Annotated in this window: 17 protein-coding genes and 2 pseudogenes; 9 read left to right on the top strand and 10 right to left on the bottom strand. The window is 69.5% G+C overall.

What is annotated here, in order from left to right:
• Positions 1-128: 128 nt before the first annotated feature.
• Positions 129-485, top strand: coding sequence for a WhiB family transcriptional regulator (locus ACH4U7_RS27920; protein ID WP_398530556.1), 357 nt, complete (start codon positions 129-131; stop codon positions 483-485).
• A 200-nt stretch (positions 486-685) separates the two neighbouring features.
• Here ACH4U7_RS27920 and glpX read toward each other — a convergent pair whose 3' ends face one another.
• Positions 686-1,717, bottom strand: coding sequence for a class II fructose-bisphosphatase (gene glpX, locus ACH4U7_RS27915; RefSeq protein WP_089505048.1), 1,032 nt, complete (start codon positions 1,715-1,717; stop codon positions 686-688).
• 171 nt (positions 1,718-1,888) lie between these two features.
• Here glpX and ACH4U7_RS27910 point away from each other — a divergent pair, with 171 nt between their 5' ends.
• Positions 1,889-2,428, top strand: a complete 540-nt coding sequence (locus ACH4U7_RS27910; RefSeq protein ID WP_385620641.1) for a DUF4245 domain-containing protein — start codon at positions 1,889-1,891, stop codon at positions 2,426-2,428.
• A gap of 96 nt (positions 2,429-2,524) precedes the next feature.
• On the opposite strand, the gene ACH4U7_RS27905 is transcribed toward ACH4U7_RS27910, so the two are convergent.
• The 3 genes from ACH4U7_RS27905 to xseA form a co-directional block, all read right to left on the bottom strand.
• Positions 2,525-3,115, bottom strand: coding sequence for a malonic semialdehyde reductase (locus ACH4U7_RS27905; protein ID WP_385620384.1), 591 nt, complete (start codon positions 3,113-3,115; stop codon positions 2,525-2,527).
• Between the two features lie 182 nt (positions 3,116-3,297).
• A complete protein-coding gene (locus tag ACH4U7_RS27900; RefSeq protein ID WP_398530555.1) occupies positions 3,298-3,612 on the bottom strand; it encodes an exodeoxyribonuclease VII small subunit in 315 nt (104 codons plus the stop codon).
• A 10-nt stretch (positions 3,613-3,622) separates the two neighbouring features.
• Entirely contained in the window at positions 3,623-4,843 is a 1,221-nt protein-coding gene (xseA, locus tag ACH4U7_RS27895) for an exodeoxyribonuclease VII large subunit (protein WP_398530554.1), read from the bottom strand.
• 54 nt (positions 4,844-4,897) lie between these two features.
• On the opposite strand from xseA, the gene ACH4U7_RS27890 reads away from it, so the two are divergent.
• The gene (locus tag ACH4U7_RS27890) at positions 4,898-5,908 is read left to right on the top strand and encodes a 4-hydroxy-3-methylbut-2-enyl diphosphate reductase (protein ID WP_398530553.1); all 1,011 of its coding nucleotides are present in this window, start codon (positions 4,898-4,900) and stop codon (positions 5,906-5,908) included.
• A 112-nt stretch (positions 5,909-6,020) separates the two neighbouring features.
• Positions 6,021-6,872, top strand: a complete 852-nt coding sequence (ppgK, locus tag ACH4U7_RS27885) for a polyphosphate--glucose phosphotransferase (RefSeq protein WP_398530666.1) — start codon at positions 6,021-6,023, stop codon at positions 6,870-6,872.
• A gap of 70 nt (positions 6,873-6,942) precedes the next feature.
• Here the strand turns inward: ppgK and ACH4U7_RS27880 are convergent.
• Positions 6,943-7,173 (bottom strand): annotated as a pseudogene (locus tag ACH4U7_RS27880) (DUF6542 domain-containing protein); the annotation flags it as partial.
• Positions 7,174-7,655: 482 nt separating this feature from the next.
• Here ACH4U7_RS27880 and ychF point away from each other — a divergent pair.
• Positions 7,656-8,744, top strand: coding sequence for a redox-regulated ATPase YchF (ychF, locus tag ACH4U7_RS27875; protein WP_398530552.1), 1,089 nt, complete (start codon positions 7,656-7,658; stop codon positions 8,742-8,744).
• Positions 8,745-9,375: 631 nt separating this feature from the next.
• Positions 9,376-10,629: an ATP-binding protein gene (locus ACH4U7_RS27870; RefSeq protein ID WP_398530551.1), complete on the top strand. Its 1,254-nt coding sequence runs from the start codon at positions 9,376-9,378 to the stop codon at positions 10,627-10,629.
• A 171-nt stretch (positions 10,630-10,800) separates the two neighbouring features.
• Here ACH4U7_RS27870 and ACH4U7_RS27865 read toward each other — a convergent pair whose 3' ends face one another.
• Both ACH4U7_RS27865 and ACH4U7_RS27860 read right to left on the bottom strand, forming a co-directional pair.
• Positions 10,801-11,370 (bottom strand): Uma2 family endonuclease, encoded by a 570-nt coding sequence (locus ACH4U7_RS27865; RefSeq protein WP_398530550.1) that lies wholly within the window; start codon positions 11,368-11,370, stop codon positions 10,801-10,803.
• Positions 11,367-12,279: pseudogene (locus tag ACH4U7_RS27860) on the bottom strand (LysR family transcriptional regulator). The gene ACH4U7_RS27865 and the pseudogene ACH4U7_RS27860 overlap by 4 nt, the downstream one beginning before the upstream one ends.
• 85 nt (positions 12,280-12,364) lie before the next feature.
• Between ACH4U7_RS27860 and ACH4U7_RS27855 the strand changes: the two are divergent.
• Positions 12,365-12,715 (top strand): DoxX family protein, encoded by a 351-nt coding sequence (locus ACH4U7_RS27855; protein WP_398530549.1) that lies wholly within the window; start codon positions 12,365-12,367, stop codon positions 12,713-12,715.
• Between the two features lie 38 nt (positions 12,716-12,753).
• On the opposite strand, the gene ACH4U7_RS27850 is transcribed toward ACH4U7_RS27855, so the two are convergent.
• From ACH4U7_RS27850 to ACH4U7_RS27840, 3 genes are all read right to left on the bottom strand, one after another.
• On the bottom strand, positions 12,754-13,167 hold the full coding sequence (locus tag ACH4U7_RS27850; protein WP_398530548.1) for a type II toxin-antitoxin system VapC family toxin: 414 nt from the start codon (positions 13,165-13,167) through the stop codon (positions 12,754-12,756).
• Entirely contained in the window at positions 13,164-13,427 is a 264-nt protein-coding gene (locus ACH4U7_RS27845; protein ID WP_398530547.1) for a CopG family transcriptional regulator, read from the bottom strand. The genes ACH4U7_RS27850 and ACH4U7_RS27845 overlap by 4 nt, the downstream gene beginning before the upstream one ends.
• A 98-nt stretch (positions 13,428-13,525) precedes the next feature.
• Positions 13,526-14,962, bottom strand: coding sequence for a M1 family metallopeptidase (locus ACH4U7_RS27840; protein WP_398530546.1), 1,437 nt, complete (start codon positions 14,960-14,962; stop codon positions 13,526-13,528).
• 359 nt (positions 14,963-15,321) lie between these two features.
• On the opposite strand from ACH4U7_RS27840, the gene ACH4U7_RS27835 reads away from it, so the two are divergent.
• On the top strand, positions 15,322-16,074 hold the full coding sequence (locus ACH4U7_RS27835) for a GntR family transcriptional regulator (RefSeq protein WP_398530545.1): 753 nt from the start codon (positions 15,322-15,324) through the stop codon (positions 16,072-16,074).
• Between the two features lie 517 nt (positions 16,075-16,591).
• Complete coding sequence (locus ACH4U7_RS27830; protein WP_398530544.1) at positions 16,592-18,262, top strand: APC family permease; 1,671 nt, start codon at positions 16,592-16,594, stop codon at positions 18,260-18,262.
• Positions 18,263-18,310 lie beyond the last annotated feature (48 nt).

Genomic DNA, 18,310 nt, shown 5'->3' with positions numbered 1-18,310 from the left:
GTGCATAAGCACGCGCACAGCGGGTAAGGCTTGGTGCATCGTCTCTCGTACGGCTGATGGGGGTGCTAACGGGCCGTACGGGCCAGGCGGGCAAGGGTGACCACCGGAGCCGTCGTCAGGAGTAGACCGTGCTGCAACCGCATCAGCCCCTGCTGGACGCCGTCGTGCCCCCGCAGCGCATCCCCGCTCGGGATCAGGCAGGCCCCTGGCACTCGGAGGCGGTGTGTCGCCGGGACGAGGCCGGGCTGTTCTTCGCTCCCTCGAAGGAGCCCACGGCTGCGCGGCTGTCGCGGGAGGAGGCCGCCAAACGCGTCTGCGCGCGCTGCCCGGTCATGGTCGAGTGCCGCGAGCACGCCCTGCTGCAGCCCGAGCCGTACGGTGTGTGGGGCGGGCTGACCGCGGCCGAGCGCCGCGTCGTACTGGCCCGCCGCCGGCGCCGCGAGGCGGAGCTGCAGCGCGCCGTACGGGTGGCGGCCGCCGGCTGACTCCTGGCTGACCTCCGGCGGGGAACCTCCCGGCGGTAGCTGGGGGCGAGCGAAGGGGCACGGTCGACCGTCGACGGGGGCTGTAGCGCCCCCTGGGGGCACCTCCCGGCGGTAGCTGGGGGAGAACCGAGCCCTTAAATAAGGGGCCGGGCCCCGCCGGGGAGGAGGGGCCCGCCCGTAACCGCAGCGCGTACTGGCGGCTAGCGCGCGCGGTCGAAGTCGACCGAGGCGTAGGCGCGCAGCTTGGACAGCCGGTGGACCGAGTCGATCTGCCGGATCGTCCCCGACTTGGAGCGCATCACCAGCGACTGGGTGGTCGCGGTCTCCGCGCGGTACCGCACCCCGCGCAGCAGATCGCCGTCGGTGATGCCGGTGGCCACGAAGAACACGTTGTCGCCGCTGACCAGGTCGTCCGTCTCCAGCACCTGGTCGAGGTCATGGCCCGCGTCGATCGCGCGCTGCCGCTCCTCGTCGTCCTTGGGCCACAGCTGGGCCTGGATCGTGCCGCCCAGACACTTGATCGCGCAGGCCGCGATGATGCCCTCCGGCGTACCGCCGATGCCCAGCAGCAGGTCCGCGCCGGCGCCCTCGCGGGCGGCCATGATCGCGCCGGCCACGTCGCCGTCGGAGATGAACTTGATCCGGGCGCCCGCCTCCCGGATCTCCTTGACGATGTTCTCGTGCCGGGGCCGGTCGAGCACGACCACCGTGACGTCCTCGGGGCTGGACTTCTTCGCCTTCGCGATCCGGCGGATATTGACGCCGGGCGGTGCGGTGATGTCGACGTACTCGGCGGCCTCGGGGCCGGTGGCCAGCTTGTTCATATAGAAGACCGCGGACGGGTCGAACATGGTGCCGCGATCGGCGACGGCCAGGACGGATACCGCGTTCGCCATGCCCTTGGCGGTGAGCGTGGTGCCGTCCACCGGGTCCACGGCCACGTCGCACTCCGGGCCGGTCCCGTCGCCCACGCGCTCTCCGTTGAAGAGCATGGGCGCTTCGTCCTTCTCGCCTTCGCCGATCACCACGACACCGTTCATGGACACGGTGTGGACGAGGGAGCGCATGGCCTTCACAGCGGCGCCGTCGGCGCCGTTCTTGTCGCCGCGTCCCACCCAGCGACCGGAGGCCATGGCACCGGCCTCGGTGACCCGGACGAGTTCCAGGGCGAGGTTGCGGTCGGGGGCCTCGGGGCTGACTTCCAGCTGGGACGGCAGATGATGCTCGGTCATCGGATCGCACCTTTCTGTACGGCGACGGCCGGATGTGAGGGTGATTCGTGCATTGTGCGGGAGCTGGGGACAGCCCCCCGAAAAGCACAGTATCCGCTGATTAGGAATGTGAGCAGAGGGCCCCACGCATGAGCGCGACAGTCATGAGGGACGATAGGGGGCGTGGCAGGTATGCGAGGCAAAGAGACGGTGCGGGACATGGTGCTGTCGGTGGCGGCAATAGGCGCCGTCGCAGCGGGCATCTACGTCTTCGCCATTCCGCACGACGACAGCAAGAATCCGCTGAAGACGGTCGACTACAGGGTAGAGCTGATCACCGCCCGGCGCGCGGCGCCGTATCCGGTGGCGGCGCCGGAGCCCGGCAGCCTGCCCAAGGGCTGGCGCGCGACCTCGGTGACGTACGGGCCCGTGCAGTCGTCGCAGGCGGAGGGCACGGCGTGGCACCTCGGCTTCCTCACCCCGAAGGAGGACTACGTCGCGGTCGAGCAGAGCGACGCCAAGGCGGGGCCGTACATCGCCGATGTCACCCAGCAGGCGAAGAAGACGGACAAGAAGCAGCGGATCGACGGCAAGGAGTGGATCCGCTACGAGGGCGACAAGTACGACGCGCTGGTGAGCGCGGAGCCGGGTGTGACCACGGTGGTCACCGGCACGGCGTCGTTCGGGCAGCTGACGGAAATGGCCGCCGCGCTCAACACGGGGAAGGGCTGAGCGCGGCGGCCAACCGCGCCCCCTTTTGTGGCTCGGTTCGCCTCCGGCGGGAGCGGGGCGGACCGAGGCCCCGGGCAGGGGCCTCGGGCGAGGGTCTCAGACGGCGGTCACGACCTGGTCGTAGGCCAGTCGCGGGCCGCGCGGGAACGAGGCGTCCTCGCCCGGCTTGCCGATGTTGACGATGATCAGCGGGGTGTGGTCGTCGTCCAGGAACTCCTTCTGCACACCGGCCGCGTCGAAGCCCGTCATCGGGCCGGCGGCCAGACCGGCGGCGCGGATGCCCAGGATGAAGTAGCCGGCCTGGAGCGAGGCGTTCAGCGCCGCGGCCTGCTCGCGGGCGGCGCGCTCGCTGAAGAACACGTCCTTGGCCTGCGGGAAGTGGGGGAAGAGGGCGGGCAGCTCCTCGTGGAACTCATTGTCCGCGGCGAGGATCGCGACCAGCGGGGCGGTGGCGGTCTTGGCCTGGTTGCCCTCGGCCATATGCGGGACCAGGCGCTCGCGGGCCTCGGCCGAGCGGACCAGCACGACCCGCAGGGGCGACTGGTTGAAGGCGGTGGGGGCGTACTTGATCAGGTCGTAGATCGCCTGCACCTGCCCTTCGGTCACCGGCTCGTCGGTAAAGGTGTTGGCGGTGTGGGCCTCGCGGAAGAGGAGGTCCTGGGCGGCGGGGTCGAGGGCCAGAGACATGAGCGTGAACAACCTTCTGCTTGCTGTGGGGGGTGTGCTTACGGAGCCCCACCATACGCGGCTTAGGTTAATGTTCAACTAAATGGCGGGCGGGGTGCTCCGAATCACAGCACCCGAGCCCGCCGACCGCTGCCGACAGTACCCAAGCCCGCCGACAGCCGCCCGCAGACCGCCGGACCGCGTCAGCTCCCGCCGTTCCCCCTGCCCCCCTCGTCTCCGTCCGCCCCGCCGTCGTCCCCCTCCGCCGTCTCGGCCAGCGCCGCGTCCAGCCGCGCCCGGGCGCCCTCCAGCCAGCGGCGGCAGACCTTCGCCAGCTCCTCGCCGCGCTCCCAGAGGGCAAGCGACTCCTCGAGGGTCGTCCCGCCCGCCTCCAGGCGGCGCACCACCTCGACCAGCTCGTCGCGGGCCTGCTCATAGCCGAGCGTGGACGCCTCGGCCGGGTCCCCGGCCGACTGCGCGGCCTTCGCCTTCCCCGCCTTCTCTTCGGTCTTTGCCATGTCGCACAGCCTATTCAGAGGGGCTGACAACGGCGCGGACCGTGAATTCGCCCTCGGCGACCCGCGCCCTGAGCTCTTCGTCCTCGCTCACCTCGGCCGCCGCCCGGACCACCGACCCGTCCGCGCGCTGCAGCACCGCATAGCCGCGCCGCAGCGTCGCGGCGGGGGACAGGGCCACCACCCGGGCGTGGGTGTGCGTCAGCTCCGAGTCCGCCCGGTCCAGCAGATGGCCGAGGCAGCGCCGGCCGCGGTCCAGCAGCCCCGAGACCTGCTCGGCCCGCTCGTCCACCATCCGGTGCGGCTGCCGCATACAGGGCCGGGCCAGCGCCGCCGCGAGCCCTCGCTCCTCCCGGTCCAGCAGGCCGCGCGTGCTGCGCAGCGCGCGCTCGCGCAGCTGCTGGATCCGCATCAGCTCCTCGCCCACGTCCGGGACGACCTTCTTGGCCGCGTCGGTGGGCGTGGAGGCGCGCAGGTCGGCGACGAGGTCCAGCAGTGGCGAGTCCGGTTCGTGCCCGATCGCCGAGACAACCGGGGTGGCGCAGTCGGCCACGGCCCGTACCAGCTGCTCGTCGGAGAAGGGCAGCAGATCCTCCACGCTGCCGCCGCCGCGCGCCACGATGATCAGGTCCACCTCCGGCAGCGCGTCCAGCTCCTGGACCGCCTCGATCACCTGCGGCACGGCATGGACGCCCTGCACCGCGACATTGCGCACCTCGAAGCGGACCGCGGGCCAGCGCAGCCGCGCGTTCTCCAACACGTCGCGCTCGGCCGCCGAGGCGCGCCCGCAGACCAGCCCTATCAGCTGCGGCAGGAACGGCAGCGGCTTCTTCCGGTCGGCCGCGAACAGCCCCTCCGCCGCCAGCGACTTCTTCAGCAGCTCCAGCCGGGCCAGCAGCTCCCCGACCCCGACCGGCCGGATCTCGGCGGCCCGCAGGGACAGCTGGCCGCGCGGCGCGTACCACTCCGGTTTGGCGTGGACCACCACCCGGGCGCCCTCGGTGACCGTGTCCGCGACCTTGTCGAAGACGGCGCGGAAGCAGGTGACGGTGAGTGAGATGTCGTACGAGGGGTCGCGCAGGGTCAGGAACACCACCCCGGCGCCGGGGCGCCTGGACAGCTGGGTGATCTGCCCCTCCACCCATACCGCCCCGAGCCGGTCGATCCACCCGCCGATCAGCCGGGACACCTCGCCGACCGGAATCGGCGTCTCCGCGGACGTGTTGACAGCCATGTCCGCGAGCGTATCGGCCGCCACTGACAAAGCCCCGGGGCCATGGCCCCTACCATGGGGAACATGACCGCAACGACAGCCCGCCGGGTCCTGCTCGCGGCCCCCCGCGGCTACTGCGCAGGCGTGGACCGTGCCGTAATCGCCGTCGAGAAGGCCCTCGAGCAGTACGGGGCGCCGATCTACGTGCGCAAGGAGATCGTCCACAACAAATACGTCGTGCAGACCCTCGAGAAGAAGGGCGCGATCTTCGTCGACGAGACGGAGGAGGTGCCCGAGGGATCCATCGTGATCTTCTCGGCCCACGGCGTCGCACCCGTCGTCCACGACGAGGCCAGGCAGCGCCGGCTCGCCACCATCGACGCGACCTGCCCGCTGGTCACCAAGGTCCACAAGGAAGCCGTCCGGTTCGCCAAGGAGGACTACGACATCCTCCTGATCGGTCACGAAGGCCACGAAGAGGTCATCGGCACCAGCGGCGAGGCACCGGACCACATCACCCTCGTCGACGGCCCGCAGGACGTGGGGAACGTCGAGGTCCGCGACGAGTCCAAGGTCGTCTGGCTGTCCCAGACCACCCTCTCCGTCGACGAGACGATGGAAACCGTGGACGCGCTCAAGGAGCGGTTCCCGGCGCTGATCAGCCCGCCGAGCGACGACATCTGCTACGCCACGCAGAACCGCCAGACCGCGATCAAGCAGGTGGCCGCCGAGGCCGACCTCGTCATCGTCGTCGGCTCCAAGAACTCCTCCAACTCGGTACGGCTGGTCGAGGTCGCCCTCGGCGCCGGCGCCAAGGCCGGGCATCTGGTCGACTTCGCCAGCGAGATCGACGAGTCATGGCTGGAGGGCGTCACGACGGTCGGCGTGACCTCGGGCGCCTCGGTGCCGGACGTGCTTGTCGAGGGCGTGCTGGAGTGGCTGGCCGAGCGCGGCTTCGGGGATGTGGAGGTCGTCCAGCCGATGCAGGAGAGCCTGACCTTCTCGCTGCCCAAGGAGCTGCGCCGCGACCTGAGGGCCGAGGCGGCGGCCGCGGTGGCGGAGGCCGCTCCTGCCGAAACCCTCTAGCCTTCTGATCATGGAACCGACGCACACCGCACCGCAGCAACAGGCGCCGCAGCAGGCGCGAGCGCAGTCGCAGCCCGAGGCCGTCGTCCGTCCCGGCGACGCCGTCAGCGTCCTGGGCGTGGACATCGGCGGCTCGGGCATCAAGGGCGCGCCGGTGGACCTGGCGCGCGGGGACCTGGCCGTGGAGCGCTTCAAGGTCCTCACCCCGCAGCCGTCCACGCCCGAAGCGGTGGCGGAGAGCGTCAGCGAAGTCGTCGACTCCTTCGGCTGGTCCGGGCGGCCGGTCGGGGTGACCTTCCCGGGCGTGGTGACCAGCGGTACGACGCGCACCGCCGCCAACGTCGACAAGAGCTGGATCGACGTCGACACGGCGGCGCTGCTCGGCGAGCGCCTGGGCTCGCCGGTCACGGTGGTCAACGACGCGGACGCGGCCGGTATCGCGGAGATGACCTTCGGCGCCGGACGCGGCCGTACGGGCACGGTCATCCTGCTCACCTTCGGGACCGGCATCGGCAGCGCCGTCTTCATCGACGGGCGCCTGGTGCCCAACACCGAACTGGGCCATCTGGAGCTGGCCGGTCACGAGGCGGAGAAGCGGGCCTCGACCAAGGCCAAGGACGACCACAACCTGAGCTGGCACAGCTGGGCGCACCGGGTGCAGAAGTACCTCGAGCACGTGGAGATGCTGTTCTCGCCCGAGCTGTTCGTGATCGGCGGCGGGGTGAGCCGCAAGGCGTCGAAGTTCCTGCCGCTGATCGAGGGGATCAAGGCCGAGATCGTGCCTGCGCAGCTGTTGAATAACGCGGGGATCGTGGGGGCCGCGATGGCTGCCCGGACCGCGATGGCCGCCCAGGCCGAGACGGCTGATCGGGCCGAGACGGCTGGTCCGGCCGCGACGGCTGATCGGTCCGCGCCCCGCGACTCTGCTGCTGCTCCCACTGCTGGCGCTGGTTCCGCCGACTGACCAGGGCGCCCTTGCGCGCCAGCACGATCAGCGAGGTCAGCAGCGTCCCGGCGTAGAGCCAGCCGGCGGTCAGCGACAGCGAGGTGAACACGCCCATCGTCTGCCCGGCCAGGCCCGCCGTCCCTTCGTTGATCGGCAGCAGCCCGAACGCGAACGCGATCGGCACCCCGACCGGCCCCGCGGCCAGGTCCACGGGCCGCACCCACAGCCCGCAGGCCGCGCTCACCAGCAGGAAGATCACGCCGTACGAGGTGGTGGAGCCGGAGAACAGCAGCGCGTCCAGGCAGCCGAAGCCCAGCATGGCGACGGTGGCCAGCAGCCCCGCCCCGAAGCCGGTGAGGCGCGGGGTGGGATAGCGCAGCCCGGCCACCGCCCGCCGCACGGCCGGCCCCACGGCGCCCGCCGCGGTCGCGGGCGCGGGCGCCGGCCGCCGCGCCGCCTCGCTTCTCTCCTTGTCCCGGCTCTCCCGGCTCTCCTGGTTGTCCCGAGTCTGCTGGCTGCCTCGGCTCACGTCTCTGTCGTCCGCCGCCGGGCGGGGCGACGGGGCATATGAACGTCGCGGGGGACGGGTGCTGTATGGCTCCACCCGACCAACGTAGGTCGAGGGACGGCGAGAATCCGGCGTTGGACACGCCCTTCGCAGGACCTTGGCAGTGTGTTCGACCGATTGTCAGTCCGGCCGGGTGACGCGGAGCGGCCCCGTAGACTGGTGCATCGGCCCCGCAGCGGGCCTCGTCCCTGTCGTCACATTCTCGCTATGGGAAGTTACGGGAAGTCGCCAACGTGTCGCTCACGATCGGAATCGTCGGTCTGCCGAATGTCGGCAAGTCGACCCTGTTCAACGCCCTGACCAAGAACGACGTGCTGGCGGCCAACTACCCGTTCGCCACCATCGAGCCCAACGTCGGCGTGGTCGGCGTCCCCGACCCCCGCCTCGACACCCTCGCCGGGATCTTCGGCTCGGTCCGTAAGCTCCCCGCCACGGTCGACTTCGTCGATATCGCGGGCATCGTCAAGGGCGCTTCCGAGGGCGAGGGCCTGGGCAACAAGTTCCTGGCGAACATCCGTGAGTCCGATGCGATCTGCCAGGTCATCCGCGCCTTCAAGGACGAGAACGTCGTCCATGTCGACGGCAAGGTCTCGCCCAAGGACGACATCGAGACGATCAACACCGAGCTGATCCTCGCCGACCTCCAGACCATCGAGAAGGTGCTGCCGCGCCTGGTCAAGGAGTCGCGGATCCAGAAGGACAAGCAGGCCCAGGTCAAGGCCGTCGAGGAAGCCAAGGCCATCCTCGACGAGGGCCGCACCCTCTTCTCCGCCGGCATCGTCCAGGGCACCGAGCGCGCCGCCGTCCTCCACGATCTGCACCTGCTCACCACCAAGCCCTTCCTCTACGTCTTCAACGTCGACGAGGACGAGCTCACCGACGACGCCTTCAAGGACGAGCAGCGCACCCTCGTCGCCCCCGCCGAGGCGATCTTCCTCAACGCCAAGCTGGAAGCCGACCTGGCCGAACTCGACGATGAGGAAGCCCTCGAACTCCTCCAGTCCGTAGGCCAGGACGAACCCGGCCTCGCCACCCTCGCCCGCGTCGGCTTCAACACCCTCGGCCTGCAGACCTACCTCACGGCCGGCCCCAAGGAGTCCCGCGCCTGGACCATCAAGAAGGGCGCGACCGCCCCGGAGGCGGCCGGTGTGATCCACACCGACTTCCAGAAGGGCTTCATCAAGGCCGAGGTCATCTCCTTCGAAGACCTGGTCGCCACGGGCTCGGTCGCCGAGGCCCGCGCGGCGGGGAAGGCCCGGATGGAGGGCAAGGACTATGTGATGCGGGACGGGGACGTGGTGGAGTTCCGCTTCAACGTCTAGTTCCTCCCCGAACTCGCCCCCTGATCTGCATTTGCGCAGTTCAGGGGGCGATTCGCTGCTCGGATTCGTGTGTTGCGGCGGAACGTTCAAGGTCTGGGTTCGCGAGATGCGACGCGGTGTTTGTGCAGGTCAGGGCGTGGCCGTCCGGTTGTTGAATCCGGGCGGGGTTTCCGGTTGCTGGATTTTTGCTGGTTCGGTCGGCGTGGCTGGAAGGCCAGGATGGGCAGGGCAGGCGACGGCTTGGAGTCCCGCCGATGCCCGGGCCGGTCGTCGGCGGGTGCTCAGGTGCGGGCGGCACCGCCACGCACGGGGCCTTCGCCGTGGCTGATGCCACTAGGGTCTGGCCGGTATGCGGCAGGGTCGCTGAAGTTCTCGCCCGCGGCTTGCGACGATGCTGCCGGTCGGTTTGTCTGAAGCTCGCCAAGGCGACGGCGAGCGCAGCGCGAGACGTACCCGTTACCCGGCAACTGCTCGACGAGCTGCTTGGCCGCTCAGGATCTTCAGCTGTCGGTCGCTTGAGTGATCGATGGGCCATCGTCCGTCCGAATGCCCACCAACCTATCGGCTGTTTGGCCACGAGGAGTCCGTCTAAATGACCATTGATCTTGGCGGTGGTGGCACTCTGTAATGCATGGCAACTCGCAATGATCTGGTTCGGCGCCATGCCGAGAGCCTTGTCGCGGAAGCGCTCGATGACACACGCGTGGTGCTGGTCAACGGCGCCCGTCAGGCGGGGAAGTCGACCTTGACCCGACTGACCGCCGCGCGTCGCCGCGATCCCGTCCTGCGTCTGCTCGACGACGCGGCGACCCTGCGTGCCGCCATGGACGATCCCACGGGATTCGTCGAGCACGACTCGATGATGCTCATCGATGAGATCCAGCTTGCGCCGGAACTCCTCCGTGCGATCAAGGTGGCCGTCGACCTCGATCCGACGCCGGGGCGCTTCCTGCTGACCGGATCCTCGCGGATCCTTGCCATGCGGACGCTGCCGGATGCGCTGCCCGGCCGTATGGAGGTCATCGAACTGTGGCCGTTCTCGCAAGGGGAGATCAGCGGGGGTCCGGACCGGTTCGTCGACGCGGCGTTCGCTCACGGCCCCGGCCTCAGCCGCACCTCCGCTCTGCGTAAGCGCGATTATCTGGACCGTGCGGTCGTCGGCGGATTCCCCGAGGCCGTCAAGCGCACGCCCCGGCGCCGGACCGCGTTCTTCAACGCCTATCTTTCGACGCTTGTCGAACGTGATGTGCTGGAGCTCGCCAGTATCGAGCGGCACGGCGAGATCCTGAAACTCCTCGGTCTCCTTGCCGGGCGGACTGGAGGGCTGCTGGTCCCTGCGGCGCTCGCCACCGCCTCGGGTATTCCCCGCACCACGCTGGTGCGCTACCTGGAACTGCTTACCTCGGTCTTTCTGATCAAGACCATTCCGGCCTGGACCTCCGGGCTGACGGGAAGGACGGTGGGGACTGGCAAACTCGCCTTCGTCGACACCGGGATCGCCTGCCATCTGACGGGCCAGGACGCCGCCCGGCTCGCTGAGCCCGACGGCGCGGCCGGTGCCATGTTGGAGAACTTCGTCGTCATGGAGCTCGCCCGCCAGCTGACCTGGTCCGAGCAGCAAGGCCGCCTCTTCCACTATCGGACCAAGGACAAGGTCGAGGTGGACGCGGTCATCGAGACGCCGCGAGGCGACGTGATCGGCATTGAGGTCAAGGCCGGGGCCACCGTGCGCACCGAGGACCTCTCGGGGCTGCGCAATCTCGCCAACTTGCTCGGGGACCGGTTCGTCGCCGGCTACGTCCTCTATACGGGACAGCAGACCTTGCCGTTCGGCGACCGGATCCGGGCTCTGCCCATGGACGCCCTGTGGCAGCTGAGCCCCTGACGGGCGGTGGGGCCGGTGGGGTGATCCAGCGATTCCGTGCTTGTTGCTGGATCGGCGCTGGATGGTCCGGCCGGATTTGCCGTTTCCACAGGTGACTGCGCTGTTCCCGACGTTCCGCTTCAACGTCTGACATACGAAGAGGGGCCGCACTCGGCGCGCCGGGGTGACGCCTTACGGTGTGAGCTTGTCGAGATCCAGGCTGATCTCGAACGGCACCGGTCGGCGGAGGCTGCTGCGGAAGATGCCGGCGGGGGCGTAGGCGCCAGTCGGTCCATCGAGCTCATAGACGTGGACGACGGGTGAACCCTCTTCCTCTTCGATGCACCAGTAGTGCGGGATGCCGGCCTCCGCGTACTTGCGGTGCTTGACCGTGCGGTCACGGTGGGCTGATTCGGGGGAGACGACCTCGACGACGAGCTGGACTTCGCCAGGGGCGAACCACGTGCGATCGCCCTTGAAGTCGGCTGTCGTCAGCAGGAGGTCCGGTTCGGGACGGTTGCGCTCGTCGAGCTTGATCGTCATCTCGCGACCGACCCTGGTACCGGCGGGTGCCTGCTCCATGAGGGCAAGCGTGAGCATGGTGACGAGGTGGCCGTGCCACCACCTCTGCGGCGACATCATGAAGACGAGAGCTCCGTCGATCAGCTCGGTGTGGCGTGGCGCCTCGGGCAGGCGGTCCAGATCCTCCGCGAACCAGCCTTCATCGCGCGGCGGGCGCATCCAGTCGGGCAGGGCGGTCATGGCACCACCGTACAGCCGCCGGACCCGACCTCCAGGCAGCAGTTGACAAAGTCCTGGACGACCGGGTTGTCGTCGTCGGCCGGGGTCCAGGCGACGGCGACCCGGCTCGGGCTGACTCCGGTGACGGAGCGGTAGACGATGCCGGGGCGGGCGTAGAAGCGGGCGGCGGATTCGGGGGCGAGGGCGATGCCGTAGCCGTTGGCGATGGCGTTGAGCCAGTCGTCGGGCTGGTCGGTGACGGCGCCGATGCGGACGGGGTGGCCTGCGCGTTCGTCGGCGGCCAGCCAGTAGTCGCGCCAGGGGCCCGATTCGGCGGGGGCCGCGACGAAGGGTTCGTCCCAGAGGTCGCGGAGGGGGATCACGTCGCGGGCGGCCAGCGGGTGCGCCGCGGCGAGGGCGACGCAGCGGGGTTCGGTGAACAGGGGCGTCACGCGCAGGGTGTCCTGGCCGGGGAAGGGGAGGCGCACCAGGGCGACGTCGGCCTCTCCGTCGGCCAGGCCCGCCGAGGGGTTGGCCCAGGAGGCTTGGCGCATCTGGGCGCGCCAGCCCGGTCGGCGGCGGGAGAACTCGGCGACGATGGGCTGGGTCGCCTCGTTGGCCCCGCTGGCCACGAAGCCGACGCGCAGCACGCGGGCGGCCCAGCTCGCGGCGGCCTTCGTCTCGCGCAGGATCCGGTCCCAGTCGGCCAGCAGGGCGGGTGCCCGCTCGGCCAGGGCGCGGCCCGGTTCGGTGAGGGTCATACCGGACCGGGCCGCGGGTGAACAGCGCCGTGCCGAGCTGGGTCTCCAGCTGCTTGATCTGCTTGGTCAGCGCGGGCTGGGAGACGAACAGCCGCTGGGCCGCGTGGGTGAGGTTGCCTTCCTCCGCCACGGCGACGAAATAGCGCAGCAACCGCGTGTCGATGTCCATGCCGTCAGGTTATGGAGGCATGCATTGGACGGCGCTCCGAGCCCTGACGAGGCTGGTTGGCGGGGACGGACAGGAAGGGGCGCGAGTGTTCAGCGTGTATGCGGCCATCACCGTCGTCGCGATCGTGGCGAACGCCGGGAGCGCGGTGGCGGACCTGTCGAAGGCGGAGTTCGTGCTCGCGAACTCGGCGGAAGTGGGCGTTCCGCGGGGCTGGATCCCCTGGCTCGCCGCGCTCAAGGCCGCTGGGGCCGCCGGGCTGCTGCTGGGGTTTGCAGGCGTCCGGTTCATCGGGGTGGCTGCCGCGGTGGGGCTCGTGCTGTTCTTCGTCGGTGCCGTCGGGGCGCATATGCGCAAGCGCGTCTTCCACAACATCGCGTTTCCCGTGGGGTATCTGGGGCTGGCTGTCGCGGCTCTCGTCCTTGCCCTTGTGCGATAGGCGGCAGGGGCTACGTCCCCTGCCGCAGTGGCACGCCGTCAGATCTTGATGACGGTGGCGCGTCCGCCGCACAGTGCCATGAGGTCCTCGGGATCGGAGGTGAGGACCGTAGCGGGCCCGGGGGCGGCGAGGGCAGTGGCGCTGAGCATGGCGTCGATGGCGTACTTGTGTCCGTGCAGGCCGGTGTCGGCCAGCAGAGCGGCGGCGTGGCGGGCGACGGCCTCGGTGACCGGCTCGACGACGATGCGGGACAGCGTCCACTCCAGCGCCGGACGGTTGATTCGGGGGTGGACCACTTCCGCGAGGGTGGCGGCGCTGGTGATCACCCGGAGGTCGTCGGTGCGGGCCAGGGCGAGCCATCCGGTGACCGCGCGGTCTCGCAGTACGGCCTTGGCCAGTCCTTCGCTGTCGAGGACCAGGGTGCCGCCAGGTGCGGCAGCGGATCGTGTCACGCGGCGTTCGTTTCCCCGTGTGTCTGCTGCCTGCGGGCCTGCTGGAGTTGGTCCCGGAGGGACTGGACTTCCTCGTCGGCGATGGGGCCGTGCTCTGCCTCGGCGACCGCGATGAGTTCATTGAGGTTGTCGCGCTCGATCTGACGGGACACGGCCGCGGCGACGTATGCGGACAGCCCGGACGGCCCGCTGCGTGCGCGAGCGGCTTCGGCGATGTCTCGCGGCATCGTGATCGAGTACTTTTGAGTAGGCTCGCTCATGCTCTCTATGCTACCGCGCATGCTCCTGGCTGAGCCGAGTCCCCGCTCCACGGGCGCCTTCGACGGGGAGAAGCTGCCCGGTGAGCAGCCGACCCGCGTCACGGCTTCTTCGGCTTGCCGTCCGCGTACAGCCAGACGTCGAAGAGGTCCTTGAGGTCCTTGCCCGACTTCTTCTCGCACAGCGCGATGAACTGCGCGGTGTCGACGTTGCCGTGGCGGTGGTCCCGGGTCCAGGCGCGCAGGATGGCGAAGAAGGTCTTGTCCCCGACGGCCTCGCGCACCTTGTGCAGCACCATCGCCCCGCGGCCGTAGACGGGCGGGTCCGAGACCCGGCCGGCGCTGGGCGGGGCGGCGGGCGGGAAGTCCCAGATGCCCTCGCTCTCGTCGTCCGTGCCGTCGTAGAAGTCGTCGAAGATCTCCTGGGCGGTGCGGCCGGCACCGTCATGGCCTTCCTCCCACAGCCACTCCGCGTAGGTGGCGAACCCCTCGTTGAGCCACATGTCCTTCCAGGTCCGGGGCGTCACGGAGTTGCCGAACCACTGGTGGGCGAGTTCGTGCACGATCAGCGGCTCGCTGGGCGGGGACGGGTAGAGCGGTTTGGTCTGGGTCTCCAGGGCGTAGCCGAGGTCGGGCAGGTCGGCGACGATCGCGCCGGTGGAGGAGAAGGGGTACGGGCCGAAGGTCCGGGTCTCCCAGTCGATGACGTCGGTGACCTGGTCGGGGACGTCGGCGGCCCGGTCGGCCAGTTCGGGTTCTACGGCGACGTACTGGGGGAGCGTGCCGTCGGTGGTCGTGGTGTGGATGTCGAAGTCGTCGATGGCGACGGTGGCCAGATAGCTCGCCATGGGCTCGCCGGTGTGCCAGCGGAAGGTGGTGTGGTCGCCGTGTTCGCTGCGCTGCGTCAACTCGCCGTTGGATACGGCGGTGTAGCCCTGGGGGACGGTGATGGTGATGTCGTACGCGGCCTTGTCGGAGGGGTGGTGGTTCCCCGGGAACCAGGCCATGGAGCCGGTGGGTTCGCCGACCGCCACGGCCCCGTCGGCCGACTTGATCCAGCCCTCCTCCGAGCCGTCCGGGTCCGTGATGGTCTTCGGCTTGCCGTCGTAGACGACCGTGGTCTTGAACGTACGGCCCTTGGGGAGGGCGGCGGCGGGGGTGAGCGTCAGCTCCGTGCCGCTGCGCGCGGTCTTCGCGGGCCGGCCGTCGACCGTGGCCTCGCGCACCCGCAGTCCGGCGAGGTCCAGGTGGAAGGAGGTCAGGGCGCGGGTCGTACGGGCGGTGAGTTCGGCGGTGCCCTTGAGGCGGTGGGAGTCGGGGGCGTAGTCGAGGGTCAGACGGTAACGGGACACGTCGTAGCCGCCGTTGCCGAGCTTGGGGAAGAGCGGATCGCCGACCCCGGCGGTGCCGGGCCGTGCCCCGGAGACCCCGGGGACATGGTCGGCGGCGTCCTTGGCCCCCGCGCCACCGGTGCACGCGGCGCACAGCAGCAGGGCGAGGGCGGCGGGCAGTGGCCGCAGGGTGGGGCGAGTGCGCACGGCGGGCTCCTGTGGGGGACCGGCGGATGAACGGCGGTTGGCGGGCTACAGGGCTTCAGGGCTTCGGGGACACCGGGCTTCAGGGCTACAGGGTGATGAGGTGCGAACGGCGGTGTACGGGCGTGTACGGCTTTGCACGGTGGTGTCGCGGTGATGCACGGCGGTCTTACGGCGATGCAACGCTGCCTTACGGCGATGGTCAGGCGTTGATCGCCATTGATACCGACCTTATGCGTCGTTGTCGAAGTAAACGTCTCTGAGCTGCAGTTCACCACTTCCGGTGAAGCTCTGGCCCTCAGTTGCGGATGACAACCCTCGGTTGCGAAGCTGTTGCCGATTGTCAACCATTGGGAGCGCTCGTGGCCTTTGGTGATCAGCCCGCATATCTCCGAGTCGCCGACGACCTCCGGAAGAAGATCACCACCGGCGAGCTGCCACCGCACACCCGCCTCCCCTCCCAGGCCCGGATCCGCGAGGAGTACGGGGTCTCCGACACCGTCGCCCTCGAAGCGCGCAAGGTGCTGATGGCCGAGGGGCTGGTCGAGGGCCGATCCGGCTCCGGTACTTATGTGCGCGCGCGGCCCGTCCCGCGCCGTCTGGTCCGTACCGGCTTCCGTGACGGCGACCGGTCCAATCCGTTCCGTCAGGAGCAGGCCGACGACCGGATCATCGGCACCTGGGAGTCCAGCAGCGAGCGGGAGGAGGCCGGGCGCGAGACCGCGCTGCGGCTGTGTATCGCGCCCGGGGAGCGGGTCATGCGCACCCGGTATGTGTTCCGGGCCGCGGGGGACGCGGTGATGATCTCCACCTCCTGGGAGCCGCTTGCCCTCACCGGCCGCTCGCCCGTGATGCTGCCCGAGGAGGGGCCGCTGGCCGGGCGCGGTGTGGTCGAGCGGATGGCCGCGATCGACGTCGTGGTGGACAACGTGACGGAGGAGGTCTCCGCGCGGCCCGGCCGGGCGGAGGAGGTGCTGACGCTGGGCGGGGTGCCGGGCCACTCCGTACTCGTCATCTCGCGTACGTACTTCGCGGGCGGCCGCCCCGTGGAGACCGCCGATGTGGTGGTGCTGGCCGAGCGGTACCGCGTCGCGTACCACCTTCCGGTGCGGTGACGGGCCGGGCCCATCCGCCTGCGGGACGCGCCGTTCGCCGACGCGGGCGCCGCCGCAGACCATTCCTCGACTTCGCTATTCACAAAAGGATTTGAGCTGAATTTGAGCTCAGTGGAATTTGAGGTAGATTTGAGCTCCGTGCCTGCTACATGAAAAGCGGCACATCGTGCTCAACTCGCGTCACTCAGCCATCCGGGTTCATTCGCGGCAGCTGGGCACGAACTTTACGGAAGAGTCGCCTCTTCCCCGGTGAGTTACCGGCGATTACGGGCGGGATTAATAAGTCCCGTGCCCGGCTCGTAAAGATTCGGCGAAGGGTCCGCCAGACCCGCCTTGACTTATGCTTCTCATTGATTTTACCAGTGGTTGACCTGCGCTGATGCGCTCCAGAGTGCATCTGTTGGAGCCGGACCTCAAACTCAGCTCAAACCCGCGAGGCACCCCTTCAATTCGTATGTACGATGACGGCCGTTTGCATCAGGTACAGCTATGGGGGACGAAGGGAGTGTCAGGGACGTTGAGCAATGAACAAGGTTCCCACTCGCATTACAAAAGGTCGCTCGGAACGGTGTCGCTCACCGCGGTCGGCCTCGGTTCCATCATTGGCTCCGGCTGGCTCTTCGGTGCCGAGCGAGCCGCGTCACTGGCCGGCCCCGCCGCTATTCTCGCCTGGGTGATCGGCGCCGCGGTGGCCCTGACCATCGCCCTGACCTACTCCGAGCTCGGCTCGATGTTCCCCAAGGCCGGCGGCATGGTCCGGTACGGGCAGTACTCGCACGGCTCGCTCGCCGGCTATCTGGCCGCCTGGGCCAACTGGATCGCCATCGTCTCGGTGATCCCGGGTGAGGCCACCGCCTCCATCCAGTACATGAGCTCCTGGGACTTCGGCTGGGCGAAGCAGTTGTACGACGGGAAGGAGCTGACCGGCACCGGCGTCATCCTCGCCTCCGTCCTGCTGGTCTTCTACTTCTTCCTCAACTGGTTCGCGATCACCCTGTTCGCGAAGACCAACACCGCGATCACCGTCTTCAAGCTGGTCGTCCCGGCGCTGACCGCGGGCGCCCTGCTGCTGGCCCACTTCGACAGCGGCAACATCAGCGGCAACGGCGGCTTCACCCCCAACGGCTGGAGCTCGGTGTTCACCGCCGTCGCGGTCTCCGGCATCGTCTGGGCGTACAACGGCTTCCAGTCCCCGCTCAACATGGCGGGCGAGGCGCGCAACCCCGGCAAGTCCCTGCCCAAGGCCGTCATCAGCTCGATCCTCATCTCGCTGGTGATCTACGTCGCCCTGCAGGTCGCCTTCCTGGGCGCGGTCCCGGCCGCCGATCTGTCGCACGGCGGCTGGTCGAGCCTGTCCTTCAACTCCCCGCTCGCCGACCTGGCCACCGCCTGGGGCCTGAACTGGCTGGCGCTGCTGCTGTACGCGGACGCCTTCATCTCCCCGTCCGGCACCGGCATGATCTACGCGGCCACCACCTCCCGCATGATCCACGGCGTGCAGGAGAACGGCCATCTGCCCAAGGTCTTCGGCCGGGTCGACCCCAAGACCGGCATCCCGCGCCCGGCGCTGCTGCTCAACCTGGTGATCGCCTTCGCGTTCCTCGCGGTCTTCCGCGGCTGGGGCTCGCTCGCCGAGATCGTCTCCGTCGCGACCGTCATCTCGTACATCACCGGCCCGGTCGCCGTGATGTCGCTGCGCCGCCTCTCCCCGAACCTGCCGCGCCCGGTGAAGCTGCGTGCGATGCCGATCGTCGCGCCGGTCGCGATGGTCTTCGGCTCGCTCGTCCTGTACTGGGCCCGCTGGCCGCTGACCGGCAAGGTCATCTTCATCATGGCGATCGGTCTGCCGATCTGGGCCTGGTACGAGCTGCGCAAGCCGTGGGCCGAGCTGAAGCCCCACCTGATGGGGGGTGCCTGGATGGTGTCGTACCTGCTGGTCATGGCGACGGTCTCGTGGGCCGGCAGTAAGAAGTACGGCGGCCACGGCCATCTGGCCGACGGCTGGGACTTCGTGATCGTGGCCGTGATCGGTCTGGTCTTCTACGCCTGGGGCGTGGGCAGCGCCTGGCGCAACCCGTCCCTGGTGCAGGCCGAGCAGGAGCTGGCCGCCGAGGCCGCGGAGGCCGCGAATGAGGCCGCGGGCGAGGCGGACGACGACCGGCGCGAGAAGGCGACCGCGGGCGTCTGACACGGTGCGGGCCGGACGAGGTGCCGCCTTCGCGGGGCGACACCTCGA

The organism is Streptomyces sp. NPDC020845, assembly GCF_044334165.1.
Lineage (GTDB): Bacteria > Actinomycetota > Actinomycetes > Streptomycetales > Streptomycetaceae > Streptomyces.
Note: the sequence above shows the minus strand (reverse complement) of the source record. Positions and strands in the feature narration are given on the sequence as shown.

What these genes read in the sequence shown, in the direction of transcription:
- glpX (WP_089505048.1), bottom strand. Translation starts at nt 1,717, where the DNA reads ATGACCGAGCATCATCTGCCGTCCCAGCTGGAAGTCAGCCCCGAGGCC.
- ACH4U7_RS27910 (WP_385620641.1), top strand. Translation starts at nt 1,889, where the DNA reads ATGCGAGGCAAAGAGACGGTGCGGGACATGGTGCTGTCGGTGGCGGCA.
- ACH4U7_RS27905 (WP_385620384.1), bottom strand. Translation starts at nt 3,115, where the DNA reads ATGTCTCTGGCCCTCGACCCCGCCGCCCAGGACCTCCTCTTCCGCGAG.
- ACH4U7_RS27900 (WP_398530555.1), bottom strand. Translation starts at nt 3,612, where the DNA reads ATGGCAAAGACCGAAGAGAAGGCGGGGAAGGCGAAGGCCGCGCAGTCG.
- xseA (WP_398530554.1), bottom strand. Translation starts at nt 4,843, where the DNA reads ATGGCTGTCAACACGTCCGCGGAGACGCCGATTCCGGTCGGCGAGGTG.
- ACH4U7_RS27890 (WP_398530553.1), top strand. Translation starts at nt 4,898, where the DNA reads ATGGGGAACATGACCGCAACGACAGCCCGCCGGGTCCTGCTCGCGGCC.
- ACH4U7_RS27870 (WP_398530551.1), top strand. Translation starts at nt 9,376, where the DNA reads ATGGCAACTCGCAATGATCTGGTTCGGCGCCATGCCGAGAGCCTTGTC.
- ACH4U7_RS27865 (WP_398530550.1), bottom strand. Translation starts at nt 11,370, where the DNA reads ATGACCGCCCTGCCCGACTGGATGCGCCCGCCGCGCGATGAAGGCTGG.
- ACH4U7_RS27845 (WP_398530547.1), bottom strand. Translation starts at nt 13,427, where the DNA reads ATGAGCGAGCCTACTCAAAAGTACTCGATCACGATGCCGCGAGACATC.